Genomic DNA, 23,752 nt, shown 5'->3' with positions numbered 1-23,752 from the left:
CCGGAAGTCACCGTAGGCGCACGCTGCGCATCTGTCCGGAGAACAGGGCCATTGGTCCCAGGACCCTGCGCCCTAACGGGTGACGTGCGGCAGCAGGTCCAGCAGGCTCGTCAGCGCGAGGTCCGCCTCGACGCCCTTGAGCCCGGCGACCGTCGCGCCGGCGGCCCGCCCGGCCCGTACGCCGCCGGGGGAGTCCTCGACGACCAGGCACTCGCGCGGGTCGACGCCGAGCTCGCGCGCGGCGAGCAGGTAGCCCTCCGGGTCGGGCTTGCCGTGCACCACGCCGTCCACCGTCACGTCATCCACGGTGACGAGCAGCGGCGCCACGATCCCCGCGGCGCCGAGCCGGTTCGCGGCGAGCCGGTCGTCCGCACTGGTCACGACCGCCCACGGGATCCCGGCGGCCTCGACCGCCGCCAGCAGTTCGTGGGCGCCCGGGCAGGCGACGACGTCCACGAGGTCGTCGTACTGCAGCTCGAGCTGGCGCAGCGAGGCCACCCGCGCGTCCGCAGCCGAGAGGTCGGGGCGTACGCGCGCGACCGTCGCGTCGGAGGGCACCCCGTGGGCGACGGCGAGGACGACCTCGGGGTCCACGGCGTACTCGGCGGCCCAGCGGGTCCACGCCCGCTCCACGGCCGCGTCGGAGTCGACGAGCGTGCCGTCCATGTCGAAGAGGAAGGCGCGCACGGAGTCCACGGTCGCGGAGCATAGCGGCTGCGTCCCGTCACCCACCGTGTCGATCTTCCGCCCCGCGAGGGGAAACCCTGTGGATAGCGCATGAGGGACCGCGCGCGTCCCGCACTCTGGCTCCCACGCGACCGGCTGGCGGGCGCAGAGCGGGGGAGGGCAGCGTGCGCGCCGTCACGGTGGTGGAGGACGAGGTCCGCGAGCTCGTCCGCCGGCGCGGCATCGACCCCGTCACCGACCCGGGCGCGGTCCGCCGCCTCGTCGACGACGTCATCGCCGAGTACGACGACCGCAGCCTCGACGGGCGCCTCCCCGTCCTCGACGACGCCGACGTCGTCGCCCGCGACGTGTTCGACGCGGTCGCAGGATTCGGTCCGCTGCAGCGGTTCCTCGACGACCCGACGGTCGAGGAGATCTGGGTCAACGAGCCCAGCAAGGTGTTCGTCGCCCGCCACGGGGTCGCCGAGCTGACGACGACGGTGCTGAGTGCCCAGGAGGTCCGCGACCTCGTCGAGCGGATGCTGAAGAGCTCCGGGCGCCGGGTCGACGTGAGCTCGCCGTTCGTCGACGCCTCGCTGCCCGACGGCAGCCGCGTGCACGTCGTCATCCCCGACATCACCCGGCACAGCTGGTCCGTCAACATCAGGAAGTTCGTGGCCCGGGCGACGCACCTCGACGACCTCGTGGCGCTCGGTACGCTGACGCCCCAGGCCGCCCGCTTCCTCGACGCGGCCGTCGCGGCCGGGCTCAACATCCTCGTCGCCGGCGGCACGCAGGCGGGCAAGACGACCCTGCTGAACTGCCTGCTGGCAGCGGTTCCTGCCCGCGAGCGCGTCATCACCTGCGAGGAGACCTTCGAGCTCAAGGCGCCCCTCAGCGACTGCGTCGCGCTGCAGTGCCGGCAGCCGAGCCTCGAGGGTACGGGCGAGATCCGGCTGCGCCGCCTCGTCAAGGAGGCCCTGCGCATGCGGCCCTCCCGCATCGTCGTCGGCGAGGTGCGGCAGGAGGAGAGCCTGGACCTGCTGATCGCCTTGAACTCCGGACTGCCCGGCATGTGCACCATCCACGCGAACAGCGCCCGTGAGGCCGTCGCCAAGCTGTGCACGCTCCCCTTGCTGGCAGGGGAGAACGTCTCCTACCAGTTCGTCGTGCCGACCGTTGCCTCCTGCATCGACGTCGTCGTCCACGCGGCGACGGACCTCGACGGCAAGCGGCGGGTCCGCGAGATCCTCGCCGTACCAGGGCGTGTCGAGGGCGGCGTCGTCGAGACCGCCGACCTGTTCGTGACGCGCGACGGCGCGCTCGTGCGCGCCGACGGCTGGCCGCCGCACCAGGACCGCTTCGCGGCCGCGGGCCTCGACCTCGTCCGCCTGCTCGGGGGCAGCTGACCGTGGGTGCCCTCCTCGGACTCCTGCTGGGGGCAGGAGCCCTGCTGCTGCTGCAGTCCGTCGGCCCGGTCCGCGAGGCGCGGCCGAAGGCGCGTCCCGGCTGGCGTGCCGCGACCGCGGAGATGCTCGCCCAGGCCGGGATCACGGGGGTGACGCCGAACGCGCTGGTCCTCAGCTGCTTCGGCACAGGCGTCGTCGTGCTGCTCGCCATGCTCGCGCTCTCCGGATCTCCCGTCGTCGCGGCCGCCTTCGGGGTGCTCGCCGCCTCCGCGCCGGTGACGCTCGTGCGCCACCGCCGCCAGCGACGGCGTACGGACCTGCGTGAGCTGTGGCCCGAGGTCGTCGACAACCTCGCCAGCGGCGTACGCGCCGGGCTCTCCCTGCCCGAGGCGCTCACGCAGGTCGGCGTGCGAGGCCCCGAGCAGCTGCGCGAGCCCTTCGCCCGCTTCGGCGAGGACTACCGCGCCACCGGGCGGTTCGACGCCTGCCTCGACCGGCTCAAGGAGCGGCTGGCCGACCCGGTGGGAGACCGCATCGTCGAGTCGCTGCGCATCGCCCGCGAGGTCGGCGGCTCGGACCTCGGGCGGCTGCTGCGTACCCTCTCGTCGTTCCTCCGCGAGGACGCCCGCTCGCGTGCGGAGCTGCACGCCCGGCAGAGCTGGACGGTCAACGGCGCCCGCCTCGCGGTGGCCGCACCCTGGATCGTCCTCGCGATGCTCGCGACCAACCCGGAGGGCGTGCGCGCCTACGACTCCGCGGCGGGCGCGCTCGTCCTGCTCGTCGGTGGCGGGATCTGCCTGCTGGCGTACCGGATCATGGTCGCGGTCGGCCGGCTGCCCGAGGACGAGCGGGTGCTGCGGTGAACCCGGCCCTCGCCGGCGCGCTCGTCGGCCTGCTGGGCGGTGGCGGCCTCGCCCTCGTCGTCCTGCGGATGCCGGTGCTGCGCCGACCGACGCTGGACGACCGGCTGGCGCCGTACCTCCGCGACACCCCGCGCGTCTCCCGTCTGCTCGCCGACGCGCACGTGCTCACGCCGTTCCCGACGCTGGAGCGCATCGCCGGCCCGCTGATCCGCGACGCCGCCCACCGGCTGGAGCGGCTGCTCGGCGGCACGGCCTCCGTGCGCCGCCGGCTCGACCAGCTCGGCGACGGCACGACCGTCGAGCAGTTCCGCGCGCAGCAGGTGCTGTGGGGGAGCGGAGGACTCGCCGGCGCCCTCGCGCTGTCCCTGGTCCTGCTGAGCGACGGGCGAGGATCGCCTGCGCCGCTGCTGGTCCTCTGCGGCCTCGCGACCGTCGGCGGCGTCCTCGCCCGCGACTACGCCCTGGGCGCCGCCGTCCGCCGCCGCGAGCAGCGGATGGTCGCGGAGTTCCCGACGATCGCCGAGCTCCTCGCCCTGTCCGTCAGCGCGGGCGAGGGTGCGAGCGGAGCGCTCGAGCGCGTCTGCGCGCTCGGCGGCGGTGAGCTCTCCCGCGAGCTCGGCCGGGCGCTCGCCGACGCCCGCGCCGGAGCGTCGCTGGTCGTCGCGCTCGAGGGCATCGCCGAGCGGACGAGCCTCGCGGCCCTCGCGCGCTTCGCCGACGGTGTCGCCGTCGCCGTCGACCGGGGGACGCCGCTGGCCGACGTGCTCCGCGCCCAGGCCACGGACGTCCGGGAGATGGGCCGCCGCGCGCTGCTGGAAGCCGGTGGCCGCAAGGAGATCGCCATGATGGTCCCGGTCGTCTTCCTCGTGCTGCCCGTGACCGTGGCGTTCGCGCTGTTCCCCGGGCTCATCACCCTCCACCTCGCCGGCTAGCAGACCCCCTTGATGTCCCACCACCAGGAGAAGACCGTGTCGTCCACCATGTCCCCGTCCCTCGCCGCCACCCGCTGCGCCCTGCGCGTCCAGGGCGCGGTCGCCCGCCGCCTCGCCGACGACCGCGGCGACATCCCCGCCTGGGTGATGATCACCGTCATGACGGCCGGCATCGTCGTCGTCCTGTGGGGCGTGGCGAAGACCGCCCTCGACACCATGCTCACCAACGCCCTGGCCTCGGTGAAGTAGCCGTGCTGCAGCGCGTCCGCTCGGACGACGGCTCCACGCTGGTGGAGTTCGTCGTCTCGACGACGGCGCTGGCGGCGATGCTCCTCGCCCTCGTCCAGGTCGGTGTGGTCCTCCACGTCCGGACCACGCTGCGGGCGGAGGCGGCCGAGGGCGCGCGCGTGGCGGCGGCCGCCGACCGTACGCCGTCCGACGGCGCCGACCACGCCCGCTCGCTGGCCCGCGGCTCCTTCCCCCGGCTGCGGCCGACCGCCGCCTCCGGGCGCGAGCGCGTCGAGGGCGTCCCCACCGTCTGGGTCGAGCTGCACGCCGGCGTCCCCCTCGTGGGCTGGTTCGCCGGCACCGCGCACCTCAGCGTCCGCGCGCACGCCCTCGAGGAGGGCCGGTGAGCTCCGACGACGGGTCGGCGACGATCGAGGTCTTCGGGCTCGCCCTGCTGCTGCTCGTGCCGCTCGTCTGGGTGCTGGTGGCGGCGAGCACCGTCCAGTCCACCGCGTACGCCGTGGCCGCAGCCGCTCGCGACGCCAGCCGCGCGTACGTGACGACGCCGGGCGGGGCCCCGTCGGAGGCCGAGGCCCGGGCCCGAGCAGCGGCAGCGGTCGCCCTCGGCGACTTCGGGGTGGACCCGGACGACGTGGAGGTCACTGCGGACGGCACGCTCGACCCCGGCGCGTACGTCACGGTGCGGCTGCAGACCACGGTGCGCCTGCCGTTCCTGCCCCGCTCCCTCTCCCGGCGCGCGGTCCGCCTCAGCGGCACCGGCACCTCCGTCGTGGACGACTACCGGTGAGCCGGCTACGCAGCGACGAGACCGGGACCGTCGTCCCCCTGGTGCTCGGGGTCGCCGCCGTCGTCGTCGGGCTCCTCGTCGTCCTCGCTGACGCCTCGAGCGCGTTCCTCGCGCGGGAGGCGCTGTCCGCCGCCGCGGACGGGGCCGCGCTGAGCGCGGCGGGCGCCGTCGACCAGGACCAGGTCTACGCCGGCGGGCTCACCGCGCTGCCCGTCGACCAGGCTCGGGCGGGGGAGCGGGCCGCGGCGTACCTCGAGCGGACACCGGTCGGCCGCCGCTACGCCGTCCGGCTCGTCGCGGTGCGGGTCAGCCCGACCGGCACGTCGGTCACCGTCACGCTGACCGGGCACGCGACCCTGCCGCTGGCGTCCCGGCTGCTCGCGCACGGCGGCGTGACCCTCACGGCGACGGCGAGCGCCGACTCCCCGCTGCGCTGAGGGCTCATTCGGAGCGCGGTCCTGCCGATCGGGTCCGCGTGAGCTGGCAGGAGCGGGTGGCCCCGCGCGAGCCGCGCGTGGCCTTCCGGACGGCCGTCGCGCTGTCGGCGGCTGCCTCGCTCGTGACGCTCGTCGTCGCGCGGCCGTCCTCGCTCGCGCAGGGCATCGCCATCGACACCGTCGCCCCGCTGTTCCTCCTGCTCAGCGCCGTGCTGGCGCGCCACCCGGAGCGGCTGCCCGAGGCCACCTGCTGCGCGTACGCGCTGGCGGGCGTCGGTGCCGTCTACGCGCTCGACGTCATCACCTCGGACGCGACGTTCGGCGGCCAGGTGGTGCTCTACTACCCCACGCTGTACGCCGCGTCGACCCTGCGCCCGACCGCCGCGTGGCTCGTCACGGCGGCGGCCTGCGGCGCCGACCTGGCGCTCAGCCTCCAGCTCTCGACGCCGGCGCACGCCGTGGCCGACGTCGGCTACTTCCTCGTCACCGCGCTCGCGTTCACGTCGCTGCTGGTCCGCTCCGGCGCCCGGCAGGACGCGCTGGTCGCGGTGCTGCGACGGCAGGCCGCCTCCGACGTGCTGACCGGGCTCGCGAACCGCCGCGTGCTCGACGAGGCCGCCGAGTGCGCGCTGTCCGGCACGGACGACGGCACGGTCCTCGTCATCGTCGACCTCGACCGCTTCAAGGCCGTCAACGACCGGCACGGCCACCCCGTCGGCGACGCGGTCCTGCGCCACGTCGCCGACGTGCTGTCGTCCTCCGCCCGGGCCGGCGACGTCGCCTCCCGCCTGGGTGGCGACGAGTTCGCCCTGCTGCTGCCCGGCTGCTCGCCCGAGGTCGGCCTGCGCCGCGCCGACGACATCGTCGCCGCGGTGGCGTCGTCGCCGGTCGAGCTGCCGGACGGCACGCTCCTGCCGGTCAGCGTGAGCGCAGGCTGCGCGCACGCGCCGACGCACGCCCGCGACCTCCGGGCGCTGTACGCCGCGGCCGACGCCGCCCTCTACGAGGCGAAGCGCGCCGGGCGCGGGCGCGCCGCCCTACTCCCTGGGCACCCGGGCGAGGATCTCGCCGTGGGGCACGAGCAGCCACCCGTCGGGGTCGTCGGCCCAGCGGCGCCACGCGGCTGAGACCGCCGCCAGCTCCTCCGCGTCGGCCAGCCCCTCGCGCAGGAGCTGCTCGGCGAGCGCCGACTCCACGACCCGCTTCTCCCACATGCCGCCCCAGAAGTCCCGGTCCTCGGGCGTCGCGTAGCACCAGGAGCTCCCGCCGGCAGTGACGTCCTCCAGCCCGGCCGCGTGCGCCCAGGCCAGCAGCCGCCGCCCGGCGTCCGGCTCGCCGCCGTTGGCGCGGGCCGCGCGCTGGTAGAGCTCCAGCCAGCGGTCCAGCTCCGGCAGCTCCGGGTACCACGTGAAGCCCGCGTAGTCCCCGTCGCGCACGGCGATGAAGCCGCCGGGCTTGGTCACCCGGCGCATCTCGCGCAGCGCCTGTACCGGGTCCGCCACGTGCTGCAGCACCTGGTGGGCGTGCACGACGCAGAAGGTGGCGTCGGGGAAGTCGAGGGCGTGGACGTCGCCGACCGCGTACGACACGTTGGGCAGCCCGCGCCGCTCGACCTCGGCCCGCGTCAGCGCCATGGCCTCCTCGCTGATCTCCAGGGCGGTGACGCTGCCCTGCGGGACCCGCTCGGCGAGGTCGGCGGTGATCGTCCCGGGGCCCGACCCGATGTCCAGGACCGCCATGTGAGGGAGGAGGTGCGGCAGGAGGTACGCCGCGGAGTTCTCCGCCGTCCGCCACCGGTGGGAGCGCAGGACGCTGTCGTGGTGCCCGTGCGTGTATCGGCCGCTCATCAGGATGCCTTCCCTGGTCGGGGTTCCTTCGTGATGAGGACGCTAGCGCCGTTGTCCGCGATCTGAGAAGCACGTCTCACCATGTGAACCAGGTGATGTTCCTCTCAAGTCGTCACCCGGTCAGCCGACATGAGGGTGAACGCCGCCAACCGGTTGGCATCCGAGGAGGAACTCGTGCGACGTCTCTTCCCGCGCCTGGCCGTCGTGGCCGTCGCGAGCTCGGCGCTGCTCAGCGCCTGCGCCGGCAGCGGGTCGACCGCTGTCGGCTCGGGCGCCGACACCGACGCCGGCACGATCGGGCTGCCCATGCCCACGACCGCGCAGGCCCGGTGGGTGCAGGACGGGCAGAACATGCAGAAGCAGTTCCAGGCCCTGGGCTACAAGACCGACCTGCAGTACGCCGGCGACGACGCGCAGAAGCAGAACGCGCAGATCGACGAGATGATCCAGCACCACGTGCGGGCGCTCATCATCGGCTCGGTCGACGGCACGGCCCTCAAGGCCGAGCTCGACAAGGCGAAGGCCGCGGGCATCCCGGTCATCGCCTACGACCGCCTCATCCGCGGCAGCGGCAACATCGACTACTACGCCACCTTCGACAACTTCAAGGTCGGCGTGCTCCAGGCGAACTCGCTGGTCGACGCCCTCGGGCTGAAGACCGCGGCGGCGCCGAAGACCATCGAGCTGTTCGCCGGGTCCCCCGACGACAACAACGCGACGTTCTTCTTCAACGGCGCGATGAGCGTGCTGCAGCCGTACATCACCTCCGGCAAGCTCGTCGTGCCGTCGGGGCAGACCGACTTCAAGACCGTCGCGACGCCCAAGTGGGACGGCAAGACCGCTGCCGCGCGCATGGACACGCTGCTCGCCGGCCCCGACGCCGCGGTCACCCTCGACGCGGTCCTCGCGCCGAACGACGGCATCGCCCGCGGCGTCATCGGCTCGCTGCAGGCCCACGGCTACGGCAAGGGCAAGAAGCTCCCGGTCGTGGACGGGCAGGACGCCGAGCTCGACTCGGTCAAGCTCGTCAACACCGGAGTGCAGTACTCCACGATCTACAAGGACACCCGCGAGCTCGCGAAGGTCGCCGTCGAGATGACGGACAAGATCCTCAACGGCCAGACGCCGGACATCAACGACACCAAGACCTACGACAACGGGGTCAAGGTCGTCCCGACGTTCCTGCTCCAGCCCGTCCTCGTGACGAAGGCGAACCTCCAGACCGTCCTCATCGATGGCGGCTACTACAAGTCCAGCGACCTCGGCTGAGACGGGAGCGACGACAACCATGACCACCCAGGCACTCCGCACCAGCGGCGTCCAGCACCGCGCTCTGCGCGTGGTCGCTGACCGTCCCGTCGGCGTCAAGCTGATCGCCCTCGCCGGCGTCAGTCTGCTCGCCCTGCTGACCTGCATCGGCGTGAGCGCGCGGACCAGCGCGACCGCGTCGGCCAACGCCACCAAGCTCACGCACCTCAACGCCGCGAGCGCCGAGGTCCTCCAGCTCGACCGCCTCGCCAGCGAGCTCAAGAACAACGGCCTGCAGGCGATCGCCCGCACCAAGCCCTCCGACCAGCTCCCGCTGCTCCAGCAGCAGGTCGACGAGAGCACGAAGCTCCTGCAGCAGCTGCAGTCCCAGCACCTGCCGAAGGCGCAGGAGAAGAGCCTGGACAACCTCAACGCGGTCTACTCCGACTACGTGAAGACCATCACGACGTTCATCACGAACGCCGGTGCCGACCCGGCGACCGCCCGGCTCGGGTGGGAGCAGATCGGCGTGGACAACTACCTCGTCAGCGCGGTGCTCCGCAACGAGCGCACGGAGTTCGCGAAGGTCATCGCCGGCGCCAACGCCTCCGCCGCGTCCGAGCGTGCCAACGCCACCCACCTGCTGTACGGCGTGGCCGGCATCTGCGCCCTCATCGTGGTCCTGCTGTCCTTCATCGTGGTCAGCTCGATCAAGAAGCCCCTGCAGCGCGTGGTCAAGGCGCTCGACGCCATGGCCAAGGGCGACCTGACCGTGTCCGCCGACGTCACCTCCAAGGACGAGGTCGGCCAGATGGCCACCGCGCTCGACAAGGCGCTGCACGGCGTCCGCGAGGTCGTCCGCTCGGTGACCGCGTCCGCCACGGCCGTGGCCGCCGCCGCCGAGGAGATGTCCTCGAACTCCGTCTCGATGACCGGCTCGGTCGAGGACTCCTCGCGCCAGGCCGAGCTCGTCGCCCAGTCCGCGCAGCAGGTGTCGGTCAACGTGCAGACCGTCGCCACCGGCGCGGAGGAGATGGGCCTGTCCATCAGCGAGATCGCCCACAACGCCAACGAGGCCGCCCGCGTCGCCGGTCGTGCCGTCACCATCGCCGAGTCCACGACGGCGCAGGTCGGCAAGCTCGGCGAGTCCTCCACGGAGATCGCCGAGGTCGTCAAGGTCATCACCTCGATCGCCGAGCAGACCAACCTGCTCGCGCTCAACGCCACCATCGAGGCGGCGCGCGCCGGGGAGTCCGGCAAGGGCTTCGCGGTCGTCGCCAACGAGGTCAAGGAGCTCGCTCAGGAGACCGCGCGGGCGACCGAGGACATCAGCAAGCGCGTGCTGGCCATCCAGGCCGACACCGAGGGCGCCGTGTCCGCGATCAGCGAGATCAGCTCGGTCATCTCGCAGATCAACGACTTCCAGACCACGATCGCCACGGCGGTCGAGGAGCAGACGGCGACCACCAACGAGATGAACCGCAGCGTCGCGGCGGCGGCGGAGGGCGCGGGCGGCATCGCCGGCACCATCGCCCAGCTCGCCGAGTCCTCGCGAGTGACCAGCGTCGGTGTCTCGCAGTCGAAGGACGCCGTCGCCGAGCTCAGCCTCATGGCGCACGAGCTCCAGGCCCTGGTGGCGCACTTCCGCGCCTGACCGACCTGCCCCCAGCGGGCCCGGACGCCCCACGGCGTCCGGGCCCGCTGTCGTCGTGCGCTGTGGTCGGATGTCGCCATGCACCTGCTCGTGATCGGCGGCTCGGGCCTGGTGGGCCGCGAGCTCGTCGCGCAGGCCCTCGCCGCGGGCGACCGGGTCAGCGCCACGGCGTGCGCGGCTGGTCCAGGCGACCCCTCCGTCGACTGGCACCGGCTCGACGTCCGCGAGCGTGCCGGTGTCGCCTCCCTGGTCGCCGAGGTGGACCCGGACGCGGTGGTGAGCACGGCGTACCGGGTGGACGACTGGGCGACGACGGCTGACGGCGCCGCGCACGTCGCCCTCGCGGTCGGGAGCCGCCCGCTCGTCCACGTCTCCAGCGACGTGGTGTTCTCCGGTGCCGCGGTGACGTACGCCGAGGACGCGCTGCCCGACCCCGTCTCGCCGTACGGTGCGGCGAAGGCCGCCGCCGAGACCGCGGTCCGCGCGATCGCGCCACGCGCCGTGGTGGCGCGCACCTCGCTCGTGCTCGGCGGCTCGCCGTTCGAGGGCTTCGTCCGCCGCCTGGCCACCGGCGCCGCGACCGGGGCGCTGTTCACCGACGAGGTCCGCTGCCCCGTGCACGTCGCCGACCTCGCGGCCGCCCTCCTCGAGCTGGCCCGCGAGCCGAGGAGCGGCGTCGCGCACCTCGCCGGCCCGGACGCGGTCAGCCGGGCCGAGCTCGGCCGGCTGCTCGCAGTCCGCGACGGGCTCGACCCCGGGCTGCTGCCGGTCCGCGCCCGTACCGCCGCCGACCGCCCCGGCCCGCTCGACGTGCGGCTCGACGCGACGCGCACCGCGGCCGCGCTGCGCACCCCGCTGCGGGGCGTGCGCTCGCTCCTCGCGCCCTGAGGAGGCAGGATCGGGGGGTGGAGCAGCAGGAGATCGCGCTGGGACCGGCCACCCCCGAGGACTTCCGGGCGGCGTTCCGCCGCCACCCGGCGGGCGTCGTCGTCGTCACCGCCGACGCGGGCGCCGGGCCGGCCGGCCTGACGGCGACCTCGCTCGTCTCCGTGAGCCTCGACCCGCCGATGGTCTCGCTGGCCATCGCCGAGAGCGCGTCCGCGTGGCCCGCGCTCTCCCGGGCCGGCAGCTTCGTCGTCAACCTGCTCGGCCAGGACCACCCCGAGCTCGCCCAGCACTTCGCGACCCGCGGGATCGACCGGTTCGCGCCCCCGACCCGGTGGGTGCGGCTGACGACGGGGGAGCCCGCGCTGCTCGACGCGGCCTCGTGGCTTCGCTGCGCGACGGACGAGCGGGTGCGCGTCGGCGACCACTGGCTGGTCCTCGGTCGGGTGACCGCCGCGCGGGTCGACCCGGAGGCTGCGCCGCTCGTCTACCACGACCGCCGCTACCACGGGCTGGGCGAGCACACCGCGCTGGAGGTCTAGCCGGACGTGCGGGGCCCGCGCGCGCCGTACCCTTGTCCCTCGTGGCCGGTCCCGACTTCTCCGACGAGCTCAAGTCCCTCGACACGACGCTGACCAGCGTCGAGACGGTCCTCGACCTGCCGGCGCTGCGCGCGCAGGTCAAGGACCTCGAGGACCAGTCGGGCGCCCCCGACCTGTGGAACGACCCGGACGAGGCGCAGAAGGTGACCTCGAAGCTCGCCCACCTGCAGGGCAGCCTGCGCAAGGTGGAGGGCTACCGCTCCCGCCTCGACGACCTCGCCGTGCTCTGGGAGCTCGCCGAGGGCGAGGACGACGAGGGCACCCGCGAGGAGGCGCAGGCCGAGCTCGCCCGCCTCCAGGGCGACATCGAGGCCCTCGAGGTGCAGACCCTGCTCAACGGCGAGTACGACTCGCGCGAGGCGCTCGTGACGGTGCGCGCGGAGGCCGGCGGGGTCGACGCCGCGGACTTCGCCGAGATGCTCATGCGGATGTACCTCCGCTGGGCCGAGCGCCACGACTTCAAGGTCGATGTGCTCGACACCTCCTACGCGGAGGAGGCCGGCATCAAGTCGGCGACGTTCCGCGTGGGGGCGCCGTACGCCTACGGCACGCTGAGCGTCGAGCAGGGCACCCACCGGCTCGTGCGCATCTCGCCGTTCGACAACCAGGGCCGCCGCCAGACCAGCTTCGCCGGCGTCGAGGTGCTGCCGCAGGTCGAGACCGACGACCACATCGAGATCCCCGACGACGACATCCGCGTCGACGTCTTCCGCTCGAGCGGGCCCGGTGGCCAGGGCGTCAACACGACCGACAGCGCCGTGCGGCTCACCCACCTGCCGACCGGCATCGTCGTGAGCTGCCAGAACGAGCGCTCGCAGATCCAGAACCGCGCCTCGGCCATGGCGGTCCTGCAGGCCAAGCTGCTCGAGCGCCGCCGGCAGGAGGAGCAGGCCCGGATGGACGCGCTCAAGGGCGACTCGTCCGGCTCGTGGGGCAACCAGATGCGCTCCTACGTGCTGCACCCGTACCAGATGGTGAAGGACCTGCGCACGGAGTACGAGACGGGCAACACCCAGTCCGTCCTCGACGGCGACATCGACGGTCTCATCGAAGCCGGGATCCGCTGGCGCAAGTCGCAGGGCTAGCTGCCCGCCCGAGCACGAGCCGTCGGGCTGCCGACACCACGGCGGCGAGGTTCGCGCCCGTCGTCGAGGAGTCCAGCCCGAGCGCCCAGCCCGCGGTCCCGGCCGCGGCGTACTCCAGGAAGCTCACGGCGCGGGCGGCGCTGCCGGCGCCCAGCGACTGCTGCGCCAGCGAGCGCACCTCCAGCGCGACACCCCGCTCTGCGAGGGCGAGCACGAGCGCCTCGACCGGCCCGGCGCCGGGGAACGCCCGCGTACGCCGCTCCCCCTCGACCGCGAGGTCGACCGTCACGCTCGCCGCCCCGTCGAGCGGGTGCTCGTCGTGCCAGCCGTGGAGCACGACGCCGCCGCCCTCGGGGGCGTACACCTCGTGGAGCAGGCGGGCGAGCCGCTCGCCGTCCACCTCGCCGCCCTCGTCGTCCGCGAGCCGCTGGACGTGGCGGGCGTAGTCGACCTGCATGGCGCGCGGCAGCTCGATGCCCGTCGCCCCGCGCAGGAGGTAGGCCGCGCCGCCCTTGCCCGACTGGCTGTTCACGCGCACGACGGCGTCGTACGAGCGGCCCAGGTCGGCCGGGTCGACCGGGAGGTACGGCACCTCCCACGCCAGCTCGCGCGGGTCGACGCCGGCGGCGCGCGCCTCCTCGCGCAGCGCCGCGAACCCCTTGGCGATGGCGTCCTGGTGGGTCCCGGAGAACGCCGAGTGCACGAGCGAGCCGACGTACGGGTGCCGCTCGTGCACCGCGATGCCCGTGCACTCCTCGACCGTCCGGCGGACGGCGTCGATGTCGGAGAAGTCGACGCGCGGGTCCACGCCCTGGGCGTGGAGGTTCAGCGCCAGGGTCGCGAGGTCGACGTTGCCGGTCCGCTCGCCGTTGCCGAACACGCAGCCCTCGACGCGCTGGGCCCCGGCGAGCAGGGCGAGCTCCGCGCACGCGACACCGGTCCCGCGGTCGTTGTGCGGGTGGACGGAGAGGATGACCGCCTCGCGCCGCGCGAGTGAGCGGTGCATCCACTCGATCTGGTCGGCGTAGACGTTGGGCGTCGCCGCCTCCACCGTCACCGGCAGGTTGAGCACCACCGGGCGGTCGGTGCTCGCCTCCCACAGCGCGGTCACCCGGTCGCAGACCTCGAGCGCGAACTCGGGCTCGGTGAGGTTGAAGACCTCCGGGGAGAACTGGAACCGCGCGCGCGGCAGGTCGCCGGCGAGCTCGAGGACGTCGCGCGCCCCGGCCAGCACCAGCTCGAGGACCTCCTGGCGCGAGCGGCGCAGCACCAGCCGCCGCCACAGCGGGGCGGTCGCGACGTAGAGGTGGATGAGGACGTCGCCCCGCAGCCCGCGCACGGACTCGACCGTCCGCTCGACCAGGTCGCGCCGCGCGGCGGTGAAGACGGAGACCGTGACGTCGGGCGGCGCCAGCTCGCTCCCGGCCAGCAGGCGGACGAAGTCGAAGTCGGTCTGCGAGGCGCTCGGGTAGCCGACCTCGACCTCCTTGTAGCCCATGGCGACCAGCAGCTCGAACATCCGCCGCTTGCGCTCCGGGTCCATCGGCTCGGGCAGCGCCTGGTTGCCGTCGCGCAGGTCCACCGGCACCCAGAGCGGAGCCGCGGTCAGCCGGGCGTCCGGCCAGCTGCGGGGCCCGGACGGGAGCGCGACCCGGTCGTGGACGGCGCGGTAGCGGTGCGAGGGCATCCCGGACGGGAGCTGGCGGTCCCACCAGGGGGCGGTCGTCGTCATGGCTGGGACGCTAGCGACACATCAGGTTGTCTGACAAGTGGAGTTGTCCGACGAGCGGGAGGTCGCCAGGATGGACGCATGCCCCTCCAGCGCGCTCCCCTCGCCGAGCAGGCCGCCGCCGCCGTCGCGGACGGCATCCGCGCGGGGCGCTGGGCGGTGGGCGACAGGCTGCCGGGTGAGGCGCAGCTCGCCGAGGAGCTCGGCGTCGGGCGCTCGACCGTCCGGGAGGCCGTCCGCGTGCTCGCCGGCGCCGGGATGGTCGAGTCGCGGCAGGGCGCGGGCACGTACGTCCGGGCAGCGGCCCGCTCCGGCTGGGGCGAGGCGCTGCGGCGCGCGGAGGTCGTCGAGGTCGTCGAGGCGCGGGAGGCGCTCGAGGTCGAGGGCGCCCGGCTCGCCGCCGAGCGGCGCACGGAGGAGGACCTCGCCGCGCTCGACGCGGCGCTGGCCGAGCGGGCGGCGGCGGTCGGCGGACCGGCCGAGGCGTACGTCGACGCCGACCTCGCGTTCCACCGGGCGGTCGTGGCGGCCGCGGGCAACCCGCTGCTCCTCGAGCTCGTCGACCTGCTGCGCGAGCGCGTGCGCACGGCGATGCTCGACTACCTGCGCCTGCAGGGGGAGGCCGACCCGCCCGCCGAGCACGACCTGCACGCCCGCATCGTCGAGCGCGTGCGGCAGGGGGACGCGGAGGGGGCGGCCCGCGCGGCGCGCGGGCACCTGGTGGCGCTCGCCAGGAGGGCCGGCGGCGTCCCCGCGGCGTGAGCGGCCCGTGGGCGCGTCGTGAGCGGCTAGTGCGCGAGGAGCAGCAGACCGACCCAGGTCACGAGCAGGGCGGCGGCGAGGGCGAGCAGCGCGGGTCCGCGGCCGTGGTCCTCCGGCGGCCGGTTGCGGAACGGCCGGCACGTGGAGCAGCGCCCCTCGTCCGCAGGACCTCCACAGGCCGCGCACACCGGGCGCGCCCGGCCGTCGAACTGCGCCACCGCGACCCCTCCTCGACCCTGTCGGCACTGCTCTGTCGCTGCCCTATCGACCAGACCAACGTCCCGCTGAAGCCCAGCGTGCCCGCATCCGGGGTGTCCTGCACCTCAGTCGGCTCCCCGCCCGGCGTCCAGCCCGACATCCAGGGAACGTGCAGGGAGCCCACCTAGACTGGCGCGCGCCCCGTCCCCGAGCCCCTGGTCGGTCCGTGATCCGCTTCGACGCCGTCACCATGTCCTACCCGCGTACGAACCGCCCGGCCCTGGGCGCGGTCGACGTGGAGATCGGCAAGGGCGAGTTCGTCTTCCTCGTCGGCCCCTCGGGGTCGGGCAAGTCGACGTTCCTGCGCCTGGTGCTGAAGGAGGAGAGGGCGACGGCCGGCGCGGTCTACGTCGCCGGCCGCGACGTCAGCCGCCTGCCGGCCTGGAAGGTCCCCGCGCTGCGCCGGCAGATCGGCGTGGTGTTCCAGGACTTCCGCCTGCTGCCGGGCAAGACCGTCTCGCAGAACGTCGCGTTCGCCCTCGAGGTGATCGGGAAGCCGCGCTCGGTCGTGCGCGCCGTCGTGCCCGAGGTGCTGGAGCTGGTCGGGCTGCAGGGCAAGGGCGACCGCATGCCCGACGAGCTCTCGGGCGGCGAGCAGCAGCGCGTCGCGATCGCCCGGGCGTTCGTCAACCGCCCGACGATCCTGCTGGCGGACGAGCCGACGGGCAACCTCGACCCGAGCACGAGCGTCGGCATCATGCGGCTGCTCGACCGGATCAACCGCACGGGCACGACGGTGGTCATGGCCACGCACGACAACGACATCGTCGACCAGATGCGCAAGCGGGTCGTGGAGCTCGACGAGGGGCAGGTCGTGCGCGACCAGTCCCGCGGCGTCTACGGCTACTGAGAGCAAGAGGAGACCTCCCCCCGTGCGCTTGCGCGTCATCGCCTCCGACGTCCTGCTCGGCCTGCGTCGCAACTTCACCATGACCGTCTCGGTCGTCATCACGACCTGGGTCGCCCTCGGCTTCTTCGCCGCCGGGCTGCTGTTCAGCCAGCAGGTCAGCACGATGAAGGGCTACTGGTACGACAAGGTCGAGGTCTCGATCTACCTGTGCACCAAGGACGACTCGGCCGCGGGCTGCGCGCAGGGGGAGGTCACCCCGGCGCAGCGCGACGCGATCTCGGCCGAGCTGAAGGCGATGCCCGAGGTGAAGGCCGTCTACTTCGAGGACCGGGGCGCGGCGTACAAGCGCTTCAAGGCGATGTTCAAGGACAACCCCATCAGCGAGAACACCGACCCGGAGGCGCTGCCCGAGTCGTTCCGCGTCAAGCTCGTCGACCCCGAGCAGCTCGACGTCATCCAGTCGAAGTTCGCGGGCTCGCCGGGGATCGAGGAGGTGAGCGACAGCAGGGCGGTCTTCCAGAAGCTGTTCGACATCCTCGGCCGGCTGCAGGCGGGGGCGTTCCTCGTGGCCGGCGCGACCGTGCTCTCCGCGGCGCTGCTCATCTCCAACACCATCCGCGTCGCGGCGTACAACCGCCGGCGGGAGACCGCGATCATGCGGCTCGTCGGCGCGTCGAACTTCTACATCCAGCTGCCGTTCCTCCTCGAGGCGGCGCTGGCGGGCCTGCTCGGTGCCGCGCTCACCGTCGGCTCCGTCGTGGCGTTCGAGAAGTTCATCGTGCTCGACCAGGCGGCGCGCAAGATCCAGGTGGTGCCCTTCATCGGCTGGGCGGACGTCTGGTCCGTCGTGCCCTGGGTCGTCGTGGTCGGGGTGGCCCTGTCCGCGTTCGCCGCGCTCGTGACGCTGCGGCGGCACCTGCGCGTCTGAGGCGCCGACTCACAGCCCGGCGTACGGCGTGGCGGCCTGGCGCGGCGCGGCGGCCCTGGTGCAATGGCGGGGAAGTGCCCGCCCCGGCCCGCTCAGGTCCGGCCACACCGTCGGAGTGCCCCCTTCGTGCGCCTGCGTCCGCTCCTCGCCGCTGTGACGGCGCTCGTCGTCGCCTCGAGCGCGCTCGCCTCCGCCGAAGCCGCGGACGACCTGGGGTCGCAGAAGCGCGCCTCGGACGCTGCGGCCGACCGGCTGCGCGGCGACCTCGCGGACACGGCCGCGGACCTGGCGAAGGCCGTCGTCGCCAACCAGCAGGCGCAGGCGGCGCTCGTCGCGGCGCGGCAGCGGGAGAGCGCGGCCGAGGACGCGCTCGCCTCGGCGCAGCGGAAGGAGGCGCAGCTCACCGCGCGGCTGGCCGCCGCCCAGGACGACCAGGACGCGGCCGAGTCCGACGTGAGCAGCGCCCAGGACCAGCTCGCGGCCGGCCAGCGCGACGTCGACGAGCTCGTCCGGCAGGCCTACCGCCAGGGCTCCTCCGGCTCGTCGCTCGACCTGTTCCTCGACTCCTCGAGCCCGAGCGAGCTGGCCGACCGGATGGCCCTCGTCCGCGGCGCGCTGCGCTCCCAGGGCGGGGCGGTCCGCCAGCTGCAGGTGCTGCGCGCGGACCTCGCCGCGAAGCAGGCGGCCGTGCGGCAGAAGCGGCAGATCATCGCCGGGCTGCAGGAGCAGGCCGCGGCCGAGGTCGTCACCCTCGACGCCGCGGAGTCCGCCGCCTCCGACGCGCGCAGCGCGGCCCAGGGCGCCGCGGCGCAGGCCGCCTCCACCGAGCAGTCGCTGTCCAGCCGCAAGGCGCAGGAGGCCCAGCGCCTCGCCGCCCAGGAGGCGGTCTCCGCCCACCTCTCGGCCCAGCTGCGCGCACTGGCGGCCAAGCGGGCCGCCGCGGCGCGTGCCGCAGCGCGCCGGCGGGCGCTGGAGACGCCGCCCGGCGGGTCCTCCGGCGGCGGCTCGGGCGGGTCGGGCGGGTCGGGTGGTGGCTCCGACAGCGGGTCCAGCGGCGGCTCGAGCGGCGGTGGCTCCGCGCCGGTGCAGGGCGCCGGCTACTTCTCGCCGCCGGTCAACGGCCCGGTCACCTCGCCGTTCGGCATGCGGTTCCACCCCGTGCTCCACGTGTGGAAGCTGCACGACGGCACGGACTTCGGCGCCGCCTGCGGCACCCCCATCCACGCCTCGGCCGACGGCACCGTCATCTGGGCGCAGAACCTCACGGGCTACGGCAACCAGCTCGCGATCGACCACGGCGTCGTCAACGGGGTGTCGCTGACGACGAGCTACAGCCACCAGGAGCGGTTCGCGGTGTCGGTCGGGCAGCACGTCAGCCGCGGCCAGGTCATCGGCTACACCGGCCAGACCGGCTACGCCACCGGCTGCCACGTCCACTTCATGGTCTACGTCAACGGCAAGGCCGTGGACCCGCAGTCGGGCTGGCTCTGACGCCACCGCCGCCGTGACCCCGGCGGCCGGGCGGGACCACGGCCTAGACTCCTTCCCCATGGCGTCGACGCGCCGCCTCGTCCTCGCGCTCGCCGCGGGCGCGGGGCTGCTCACCGCGTACGCCGCCGGCCTGGCGACGCCGCGCGGCGGGAGCGCCGACCCCGTGCGCCCCGACTCCAGCCTCGCCGCGGCGGCCGCCCGGATCAGCGCGAGCGCGGCGGAGCCGGTGACGGCGGAGGAGCTGCAGCAGGCCGCCGTCACGGGGATGCTCTCCGCGCTCCACGACCGCTGGGCGCGCTACTACCCGCCGGCCGACGCGCAGGCGCAGGCCGCGGCCGTCGAGGGGCGGTTCACGAGCGTCGGGCTGTGGCTGCGCGAGTCCAGCCGCCACCTGGTGGTCGCGAGCGTGACCGGCGGTTCCCCCGCGGCGCGGGCGGGTGTGCGCCCGGGGGACGTCGTCGCCTCGGTCGCGGGAGCTGTCCCCGTCTCGGTGCCGCAGGCCGCGGACCTCCTGCGCGGGGCGGCCGGGACCTCGGTCGACGTGCGGCTGCGCCGCGGCGGCCGCGCGCTGCACCTCTCGCTCGAGCGCGTCGAGGTGGGGGAGCGCCCGGTGAGCAGCCGGCGGCTGGCCGGCGGAGCCCTGCTGGTCCGGGTCGAGTCCTTCACGCGCGGCACGGGGCGCGAGGTGCGCGCGGTGCTCGCCGCCGAGCCGCACGCGCAGGGCGTCGTGCTCGACCTGCGCGGCAACCCTGGGGGCCTGCTCGACGAGGGCGTGGAGGTCGCCTCGATCTTCCTGCACGGCGGCGCGGTCGTGAGCTATGACCGGCGCGACCAGCCGGCGCAGACCCTCACGGCGGTGGGGACGCCGGACACGACCACGCCGCTCGTCGTGCTCGTCGACGGGGGCACGGCGTCGGCGGCGGAGGTCGTCGTCGGCGCCCTGCAGGACCGGGGGCGCGGCGTGGTGGTGGGCAGCCGCACCTACGGCAAGGGCTCGGTGCAGGAGACCTTCCCGCTGCCCGACGGCGCCGCCGTCGAGCTGACGGTCGGGCACTACCGCACGCCGCTCGGCCGCGACCTCGACGGCGTCGGCATCGCCCCCGACGTCCAGGTGGCGGCGGACGCGCCGGCCACGGTCGCGGAGCGGCGGGCGGCGACGGTGCTGCTCGGGCTGCGGGCCTCGCTGCCCCGGTGAGCGCGTACGGCGGGGCACGGGTCGGCATCAGCGGCTGGACCTACGCGCCGTGGCGCGGCGTGTTCTACCCGCCGCAGATGCCCCACCGCCTCGAGCTGCCCTTCGCGGCCTCGCGGCTGAGCTCGATCGAGATCAACGGCTCGTTCTACTCGCTGCAGACGCCGTCGTCGTACGCCGCCTGGCGCGCCGCGACGCCCGAGGACTTCGTCTTCAGCGTCAAGGGCCCGCGGTTCATCACCCACATGAAGAAGCTCGCGGGCGTCGAGGAGCCGCTGGCCAACTTCTTCGCCTCCGGCGTGCTCGCGCTGCAGGAGAAGCTCGGGCCGGTGCTCTGGCAGCTGCCGCCCACGCTGGGCTACGACGCGGGTCGCCTCGCGGCGTTCTTCGACCTGCTGCCGCGCACCACCGTTCAGGCGGCGGCCCTCGCGGAGCGGCACGGCGAGCGGCTGACGGACCGCGCCCTCACCGTGGCCGATGCCGACCGGCCGCTGCGCCACGCGCTCGAGGTGCGCCACGCGTCCTTCACGACGCCGGAGCTGCCGCGCCTGCTGCGCGACCACGACATCGGCCTGGTCGTGGCCGACACGGCAGGGAAGTGGCCGTACCTCCTCGAGGTGACGAGCGGGTTCGTCTACTGCCGGCTGCACGGCTCCGAGGAGCTCTACGTCAGCGGCTACGACGCGCCCGCGCTCGACGCGTGGGCGGAGCGGATCAGCGCGTGGCGCGCGGCCGGGCTCGACACCTACGCGTACTTCGACAACGACGTCAAGGTGCGCGCCCCCTTCGACGCGCTGGGCCTGGCCCAGCGGCTCGGGATCGCCTGGGAGCACGAACCGCCCGCGTGGACGCCGCGCCCGCGGAGGGCCTCAGCCGAGTAGCGGGCGCGGGTCGAAGGCGACGCGGATGCGCGTGATCGCGCCGTCCTCCACGTGCGACCAGTTGGTGACCGGCAGCGGGTCGGCGCCGGCGCGGTGGAACTCGAACCACGTCAGCACGTCCGGCCCGTCGACCCAGCGGTGCACGACCTCGATGGAGTCGACGATCCCGCGGACGCCGAGCAGGCCGCGCACGCACTCCTCGGGCCCGTGCGCCGTCCCCATCGGGCCGGTGAACTCGACGTCGTCGGCGAACAGCGGGGCCAGGCCCTCGGCGTCGCGACCCTGCCAGTGCTCGAAGTACGCCGTCGCGACCTGGGTCGGTGTGGTGTCCATGCCTCGATCGTGGCAGCGGACAGAGTCAGCAGTCCAACACCTGGCTGTGCTCGCTGCCATAAGGTGGAGTGATGGAACGTCGTCAGCTGGAGTACGTCGTGGCCGTCGCCGACGACGCCAGCTTCACCCGGGCCGCGCGGCGCCTGCACGTCGCTCAGCCCGGCATCAGCGCGCAGGTGGCCCTGCTCGAGAAGGAGCTGGGGGAGCGCATCTTCGACCGCGACGCCCGGGGCGTCGCGTTGACCCCGGTGGGCGAGCTCGTCGTCGAGCGGGCCCGAGGTGTGCTGCAGGCCTTCGACGACGTCCGCACTGCCGGCGCGGAAGCCCGCGGGCTCGTGCGCGGTGCTGTGACGATCGGGACCGTGCGCGGCGTCCCGCTCGGGAGCCTGGCCGCCAGCATCGCGGCCTTCCGCTCACGCCACCCGGGCATCGACGTCCGCCTCGTCGAGGACGAGTCCGCCCCGCTGCTGGCCGGGCTCGCCGACGGTGGCGTCGACCTGGCGCTCGTCGCGCTGGCGGGCGACCCCCCGGCCGCAGTCGTGGTCCGTACGCAGCTCGACGACCGGCTCGCGGTCGCGGTCCCCCCGGACGACCCGTGGGCCCGCCGTAGGCGGGTGCGGCTGGAGGAGCTCGCCGAGCGGTCGCTGGTCGGCTTCCCGCCCGGAGCCGGCGCCCGCGACGCGCTCGACGCGGCGGCCGGACGCGCCGGCGTACGGCTGCGGGTCGCCTTCGAGGCGGGCACCGTCGCGAGCGTGGTCGAGCTCGCCCGCGCCGGTCTCGGGCCCGCCGTCGTCCCCGAGACCGTCGTGCGGACCCCGCTCGGCGAGGGGCTGCACGGGCTGTCGCTCGCCCCGGCCGTCCGGTCGCGGCTGGCGCTGGCATGGCGGGACCCGCGACGGCGTACGCCCTCGCCCGCGGCGCGCGCCCTGCTGGCCGCGGTGCTGCGTCCCGCGGCCGCGCACGGTGAGCGGGACCGGCGCCCGGCGCAGTAGAGTCGGCGATCGTCATGGTCAAGGAGCAAGGGCGCAAGCTCATCGCGCAGAACAAGAAGGCGCGGCACGACTACGCCCTCGAGGACACCTTCGAGGCGGGTCTCGTCCTGACCGGGACCGAGGTCAAGGCGCTGCGCGCCGGCCGGGCGTCGCTCGTGGACGGCTTCGCGGAGATCCGCGACGGCGAGGCCTGGCTGCTCAACGTGCACATCCCGGAGTACTCCCAGGGCACCTGGACCAACCACGCGCCCCGCCGCCCGCGCAAGCTGCTCCTGCACAAGCTCGAGATCGTCAAGCTCATCGGCAAGACCAAGGAGTCCGGCATCACGATCGTGCCGCTCTCGCTGTACTTCAAGGACGGCAAGGCCAAGGTCGAGATCGCGCTCGCCCGCGGCAAGCGTGCCTACGACAAGCGCCAGACCCTCATGGAGAAGCAGAGCAAGCGCGAGGCCGACCGGGCCGTCTCGGCGGCGCGCCGGCGCCAGCGCTCGGTCGAGGGCTGACCCGCCCGCGGGCATGCCCGGGGGCCGGGAGGCGTTGACCAGGGTGATGCCTGAGCCGACGATGACCCAGCTGACCCTCGGCGCGCCCGAGCCCGCACCCGTGCGGCACACGACCTCCCTGCTCGACGTCCGCCGCATCTACGCCGAGCCCGCGGCAGCCGCGTCCGAGCGCGGCCGCCAGGTGCTGAGCCGCTGGCCAGACGCCGAGGTCGTCGAGGTGGCCAGCCACTGGCAGATCCCCGAGCTCCACGGCGACGAGGCCAACGTCGCGCGCTGGGTGCGGATCAAGACCGAGGCGCTCGTCCTCGGCGTCAAGAAGTCGTTGACGGCGCGGCCGAACGGCCGCAGCAGCGACTTCATCGCGCCGTCGACGGCCAACGGCTGCGCCATGGCGTGCGCCTACTGCTACGTCCCGCGGCGCAAGGGCTACAGCAACCCCATCACGGTCTTCACCAACATCGAGCAGATCTGCGGCTACCTCACCCGCCACGTGGGGCGGCAGGGCCTCAAGGCCGAGCCCAGCCAGACCGACCCGCACGCCTGGGTCTACGACATCGGCGAGAGCTCCGACTGCTCGCTCGACGCGACGGTGAGCGACAACGTGCGCGACCTGGTCGACACGTTCCGCGCCCTGCCGACGGCGAAGGCGAGCTTCGCGACGAAGTACGTCAACCGCGACCTGCTCGGCTGGGAGCCGCAGGGGCGTACGCGCATCCGCTTCTCGCTCATGCCCGAGGACGTGAGCCGCGTCGTGGACATCCGCACCAGCAAGGTGTCCGAGCGCATCGCCGCCATCGACGACTTCGTGGCCGCGGGCTACGAGGTCCATGTCAACCTCAGCCCGGTCATCGTCAAGGACGCCTGGCTCGACGAGTGGCGCACCCTGCTGCGCCAGCTCGCCGACGGCACCTCGGCGGCGAGCCAGGCGCAGCTCGCGGCGGAGGTCATCTTCCTGACCCACAACGACCGGCTGCACGAGGTCAACCTCGGCTGGCACCCGAAGGCCGAGGAGCTGCTCTGGCGCCCCGACCTCCAGCAGCCCAAGCGCTCGGAGAGCGGCGGGCTCAACGTCCGCTACCGCACCGGCGAGAAGGGCCGCTACGTCGCGCAGCTGCTCGAGCTCATCGAGCAGGAGACGCCGTGGCTGCGCGTCCGCTACGCGTTCTGAG

Annotated in this window: 27 protein-coding genes; 22 read left to right on the top strand and 5 right to left on the bottom strand. The window is 74.2% G+C overall.

The features are described from left to right. Positions 1-72: 72 nt before the first annotated feature. Positions 73-696: an HAD-IA family hydrolase gene (locus tag EV189_RS09130; RefSeq protein WP_231116213.1), complete on the bottom strand. Its 624-nt coding sequence runs from the start codon at positions 694-696 to the stop codon at positions 73-75. Between the two features lie 155 nt (positions 697-851). Here EV189_RS09130 and EV189_RS09125 point away from each other — a divergent pair, with 155 nt between their 5' ends. Genes EV189_RS09125 through EV189_RS09095 form a run of 8 tightly spaced genes read left to right on the top strand, consistent with a single transcriptional unit; the run spans position 852 to position 6,470 of the window. Beyond that, positions 852-2,075: a CpaF family protein gene (locus tag EV189_RS09125; RefSeq protein ID WP_130492583.1), complete on the top strand. Its 1,224-nt coding sequence runs from the start codon at positions 852-854 to the stop codon at positions 2,073-2,075. 2 nt (positions 2,076-2,077) lie between these two features. Further along, entirely contained in the window at positions 2,078-2,938 is an 861-nt protein-coding gene (locus EV189_RS09120) for a type II secretion system F family protein (RefSeq protein WP_130492582.1), read from the top strand. After that, positions 2,935-3,870 carry a type II secretion system F family protein gene (locus EV189_RS09115; RefSeq protein ID WP_231116212.1) on the top strand — a complete coding sequence of 312 codons (936 nt, stop codon included), beginning with the start codon at positions 2,935-2,937 and terminating at the stop codon, positions 3,868-3,870. Before EV189_RS09120 ends, EV189_RS09115 begins: the two co-directional genes overlap by 4 nt. A gap of 36 nt (positions 3,871-3,906) precedes the next feature. Further along, positions 3,907-4,119 carry a hypothetical protein gene (locus tag EV189_RS20170; protein WP_165400151.1) on the top strand — a complete coding sequence of 71 codons (213 nt, stop codon included), beginning with the start codon at positions 3,907-3,909 and terminating at the stop codon, positions 4,117-4,119. A 2-nt stretch (positions 4,120-4,121) separates the two neighbouring features. Further along, entirely contained in the window at positions 4,122-4,505 is a 384-nt protein-coding gene (locus EV189_RS09110; protein ID WP_165400214.1) for a TadE/TadG family type IV pilus assembly protein, read from the top strand. Then, positions 4,502-4,906, top strand: a complete 405-nt coding sequence (locus EV189_RS09105; protein WP_130492580.1) for a hypothetical protein — start codon at positions 4,502-4,504, stop codon at positions 4,904-4,906. The genes EV189_RS09110 and EV189_RS09105 overlap by 4 nt, the downstream gene beginning before the upstream one ends. Further along, a complete protein-coding gene (locus EV189_RS09100) occupies positions 4,903-5,343 on the top strand; it encodes a pilus assembly protein TadG-related protein (RefSeq protein ID WP_130492579.1) in 441 nt (146 codons plus the stop codon). The genes EV189_RS09105 and EV189_RS09100 overlap by 4 nt, the downstream gene beginning before the upstream one ends. A gap of 38 nt (positions 5,344-5,381) precedes the next feature. After that, the gene (locus tag EV189_RS09095; protein ID WP_165400213.1) at positions 5,382-6,470 is read left to right on the top strand and encodes a GGDEF domain-containing protein; all 1,089 of its coding nucleotides are present in this window, start codon (positions 5,382-5,384) and stop codon (positions 6,468-6,470) included. Here the strand turns inward: EV189_RS09095 and EV189_RS09090 are convergent. Continuing rightward, on the bottom strand, positions 6,381-7,190 hold the full coding sequence (locus EV189_RS09090) for a class I SAM-dependent methyltransferase (RefSeq protein ID WP_130492577.1): 810 nt from the start codon (positions 7,188-7,190) through the stop codon (positions 6,381-6,383). The genes EV189_RS09095 and EV189_RS09090 overlap by 90 nt on opposite strands. A gap of 204 nt (positions 7,191-7,394) precedes the next feature. Between EV189_RS09090 and chvE the strand changes: the two genes are divergently transcribed. The 5 genes from chvE (at position 7,395) to prfB (ending at position 12,664) form a co-directional block, all read left to right on the top strand. Continuing rightward, positions 7,395-8,459: a multiple monosaccharide ABC transporter substrate-binding protein gene (gene chvE / locus EV189_RS09085; protein WP_407938126.1), complete on the top strand. Its 1,065-nt coding sequence runs from the start codon at positions 7,395-7,397 to the stop codon at positions 8,457-8,459. A gap of 19 nt (positions 8,460-8,478) precedes the next feature. Next, positions 8,479-10,092 carry a methyl-accepting chemotaxis protein gene (locus tag EV189_RS09080; RefSeq protein ID WP_130492575.1) on the top strand — a complete coding sequence of 538 codons (1,614 nt, stop codon included), beginning with the start codon at positions 8,479-8,481 and terminating at the stop codon, positions 10,090-10,092. A gap of 78 nt (positions 10,093-10,170) precedes the next feature. After that, the gene (locus EV189_RS09075) at positions 10,171-10,980 is read left to right on the top strand and encodes an SDR family oxidoreductase (protein ID WP_130492574.1); all 810 of its coding nucleotides are present in this window, start codon (positions 10,171-10,173) and stop codon (positions 10,978-10,980) included. 17 nt (positions 10,981-10,997) lie between these two features. Beyond that, positions 10,998-11,519, top strand: coding sequence for a flavin reductase family protein (locus EV189_RS09070; RefSeq protein ID WP_130492573.1), 522 nt, complete (start codon positions 10,998-11,000; stop codon positions 11,517-11,519). A gap of 41 nt (positions 11,520-11,560) precedes the next feature. Continuing rightward, complete coding sequence (gene prfB, locus EV189_RS09065; protein WP_130492572.1) at positions 11,561-12,664, top strand: peptide chain release factor 2; 1,104 nt, start codon at positions 11,561-11,563, stop codon at positions 12,662-12,664. Here prfB and EV189_RS09060 read toward each other — a convergent pair. Beyond that, positions 12,624-14,396, bottom strand: coding sequence for a 2-isopropylmalate synthase (locus EV189_RS09060; RefSeq protein WP_231116210.1), 1,773 nt, complete (start codon positions 14,394-14,396; stop codon positions 12,624-12,626). The genes prfB and EV189_RS09060 overlap by 41 nt on opposite strands. 78 nt (positions 14,397-14,474) lie before the next feature. Between EV189_RS09060 and EV189_RS09055 the strand changes: the two genes are divergently transcribed. Continuing rightward, positions 14,475-15,155: a FadR/GntR family transcriptional regulator gene (locus tag EV189_RS09055; RefSeq protein ID WP_130492571.1), complete on the top strand. Its 681-nt coding sequence runs from the start codon at positions 14,475-14,477 to the stop codon at positions 15,153-15,155. 26 nt (positions 15,156-15,181) lie between these two features. Here the strand turns inward: EV189_RS09055 and EV189_RS09050 are convergent, their stop codons facing one another. Then, positions 15,182-15,373: a hypothetical protein gene (locus EV189_RS09050; RefSeq protein ID WP_130492570.1), complete on the bottom strand. Its 192-nt coding sequence runs from the start codon at positions 15,371-15,373 to the stop codon at positions 15,182-15,184. A 206-nt stretch (positions 15,374-15,579) separates the two neighbouring features. Here EV189_RS09050 and ftsE point away from each other — a divergent pair, with 206 nt between their 5' ends. The 5 genes from ftsE (at position 15,580) to EV189_RS09025 (ending at position 20,755) form a co-directional block, all read left to right on the top strand. Next, complete coding sequence (gene ftsE / locus EV189_RS09045) at positions 15,580-16,263, top strand: cell division ATP-binding protein FtsE (protein ID WP_130492569.1); 684 nt, start codon at positions 15,580-15,582, stop codon at positions 16,261-16,263. Positions 16,264-16,285: 22 nt separating this feature from the next. After that, positions 16,286-17,191, top strand: coding sequence for a permease-like cell division protein FtsX (gene ftsX, locus EV189_RS09040; protein WP_130492568.1), 906 nt, complete (start codon positions 16,286-16,288; stop codon positions 17,189-17,191). Positions 17,192-17,317: 126 nt separating this feature from the next. Next, a complete protein-coding gene (locus tag EV189_RS09035) occupies positions 17,318-18,682 on the top strand; it encodes a M23 family metallopeptidase (protein WP_130492567.1) in 1,365 nt (454 codons plus the stop codon). 58 nt (positions 18,683-18,740) lie between these two features. Then, positions 18,741-19,877: a S41 family peptidase gene (locus EV189_RS09030; protein WP_130492566.1), complete on the top strand. Its 1,137-nt coding sequence runs from the start codon at positions 18,741-18,743 to the stop codon at positions 19,875-19,877. After that, the gene (locus tag EV189_RS09025; RefSeq protein ID WP_231116209.1) at positions 19,874-20,755 is read left to right on the top strand and encodes a DUF72 domain-containing protein; all 882 of its coding nucleotides are present in this window, start codon (positions 19,874-19,876) and stop codon (positions 20,753-20,755) included. The genes EV189_RS09030 and EV189_RS09025 overlap by 4 nt, the downstream gene beginning before the upstream one ends. Here EV189_RS09025 and EV189_RS09020 read toward each other — a convergent pair. Beyond that, positions 20,744-21,088, bottom strand: a complete 345-nt coding sequence (locus EV189_RS09020) for a nuclear transport factor 2 family protein (protein ID WP_130492565.1) — start codon at positions 21,086-21,088, stop codon at positions 20,744-20,746. The two genes, EV189_RS09025 and EV189_RS09020, sit on opposite strands and share 12 nt — an antisense overlap. A 71-nt stretch (positions 21,089-21,159) precedes the next feature. Here EV189_RS09020 and EV189_RS09015 point away from each other — a divergent pair, with 71 nt between their 5' ends. From EV189_RS09015 to EV189_RS09005, 3 genes are all read left to right on the top strand, one after another. Next, a complete protein-coding gene (locus tag EV189_RS09015) occupies positions 21,160-22,080 on the top strand; it encodes a LysR family transcriptional regulator (RefSeq protein ID WP_130492564.1) in 921 nt (306 codons plus the stop codon). A gap of 14 nt (positions 22,081-22,094) precedes the next feature. Further along, complete coding sequence (gene smpB, locus EV189_RS09010) at positions 22,095-22,583, top strand: SsrA-binding protein SmpB (protein WP_130492563.1); 489 nt, start codon at positions 22,095-22,097, stop codon at positions 22,581-22,583. A gap of 61 nt (positions 22,584-22,644) precedes the next feature. Then, positions 22,645-23,751, top strand: a complete 1,107-nt coding sequence (locus EV189_RS09005) for a spore photoproduct lyase family protein (protein ID WP_231116208.1) — start codon at positions 22,645-22,647, stop codon at positions 23,749-23,751. Position 23,752: the final 1 nt, after the last annotated feature.

Origin of the sequence: Motilibacter rhizosphaerae, assembly GCF_004216915.1 — a bacterium.
GTDB classification, from domain to species: domain Bacteria; phylum Actinomycetota; class Actinomycetes; order Motilibacterales; family Motilibacteraceae; genus Motilibacter; species Motilibacter rhizosphaerae.
Note: the sequence above shows the minus strand (reverse complement) of the source record. Positions and strands in the feature narration are given on the sequence as shown.